The 1,525-nt window shown below is 60.8% G+C and carries 3 protein-coding genes; all 3 read left to right on the top strand.

Annotation, left to right across the window (positions count from 1 at the left end; translation table 11 throughout):
- The coding region (locus Q7T06_RS04880) for a Gfo/Idh/MocA family protein (RefSeq protein ID WP_304781133.1) at nt 1–683 on the top strand (683 nt) is incomplete at its 5' end.
- A gap of 23 nt (nt 684–706) precedes the next feature.
- Complete coding sequence (aroQ, locus tag Q7T06_RS04875) at nt 707–1,156, top strand: type II 3-dehydroquinate dehydratase (RefSeq protein ID WP_304781130.1); 450 nt, start codon at nt 707–709, stop codon at nt 1,154–1,156.
- A 2-nt stretch (nt 1,157–1,158) separates the two neighbouring features.
- Nucleotides 1,159–1,525 (top strand): shikimate dehydrogenase (locus Q7T06_RS04870; RefSeq protein ID WP_370652342.1); only part of this gene is annotated, 367 nt, incomplete at its 3' end.

Below are 1,525 nucleotides of genomic sequence, written 5' to 3'. Positions count from 1 at the left end.
CTCACAGTCCGATCATGGCCAAGGCCAAAGAGGTGGTCGATTCCGGCAAGCTCGGCAAACTGGTGGCCGTCATGGGCAGTGCCACCTTCTTCAAGCCCGACGCCTACTTTGCCGATGCACCCTGGCGGCGCGAAGTCGGTGGTGGCCCGATCCTCCTGAACATGATTCACGAGGTGCATAACCTGCGCATGTTGTGCGGCGACGTCGTCGCGGTGCAGGCGTTCGCCAGCCATGCCACGCGCGGCTTCGCGGTGGAAGATACGGTCGCCATCAACCTGCGCTTTGCCAGCGGGGCATTGGGCAGCTTCATGCTGTCCGACACAGCAGCCTGTCCGCGCAGCTGGGAGCAAACCTCGCAGGAAAACAAGGCCTATCCGACTTACGACGACGAAGACTGCTACGTCATCACCGGCACCAACGGCAGCCTGTCGGTGCCGACGATGCGCCTCAAAACCTATCCGCGTCCGCAAGACCGTTCCTGGTGGAAAGCGTTTGAAGTCGGCGTGGTCGGTATGGTGCGGGACGACCCTTTGACACACCAGATAGAACATTTCGGCGCCGTGGTGCGCGGTGAGGCGCAGCCCCTGGTCAGTGCGCGCGATGGCCTGCTCAACCTGCGCATCACCGAAGCCATAGGCGAAGCCGCCAAGACCGGACAAGTGGTAGAACTGTCCCCCCATTGATATCAACCTGAAAGAAAAACACCATGAAAATTCTCATGCTCAACGGCATCAACCTCAACATGTTCGGCAAACGTGACCCCAAGCAATACGGCACCATCACGCTCGACGAAATCAACGCCAGGCTGGGCACCTTGGCCCAGGAACTGGGCGCGGAAATGGAGTACTTCCAGACCAATAGCGAAGGCGAGATGTGCGAGCGCATTCATCAGGGCTATCAGGACGGCGTGGACGCGGTGCTGATTAACGCCGGTGCCTGGACGCATTACAGCTACGGTATTCGCGATGCACTGGCCATCCTGACCTGCCCGATCATCGAGCTGCACATGTCCAATATCCATGCCCGCGAAGCGTTCCGCCATGTCTCGGTGTTCGCGGAAATTGCCAAAGGCCAGATTTGCGGATTCGGTGTGGACAGCTACCTGCTGGCGCTGCGCGCCGCTGTTTCCAGCGTCTCGGCGGCAAAGGCGGCCTGAAAATGATCAATGGCAATACTGAAATCATTGCCCACATCGGCTTCCCGACGCACGCCTTCAAGGCGCCGATGATCTACAACCCGTGGTTCGAGCAGGTTGGTGTCAACGCCATCGTGGTGCCCATGGCTTGCCAGGCGCCGGACTACCCGGACTTTCTGCGCGCGGTGTTCCGGCTAGCCAACATCCGCGGCGCGCTCATCACCATGCCGCACAAGGTCACGACGGTCGGCTTGCTGGACGAGGTGTTGCCCACGGCCGCGATTGCCGGCGCGTGCAATGCGGTTCGTCGTTTGCCGGATGGGCGCCTGCAAGGCGACATGTTTGATGGCGAGGGCTTTGTGCGCGGCGTGTTGCGCAAGGGTCTGGTCC

The sequence above is a fragment of the Herminiimonas sp. genome (assembly GCF_030645555.1).
GTDB lineage: Bacteria > Pseudomonadota > Gammaproteobacteria > Burkholderiales > Burkholderiaceae_D > Oxalicibacterium.
Note: the sequence above shows the minus strand (reverse complement) of the source record. Positions and strands in the feature narration are given on the sequence as shown.

Excerpts from the sequence above, each read along its gene's own strand:
- aroQ (WP_304781130.1), top strand. The coding sequence starts at position 707 with ATGAAAATTCTCATGCTCAACGGCATCAACCTCAACATGTTCGGCAAA.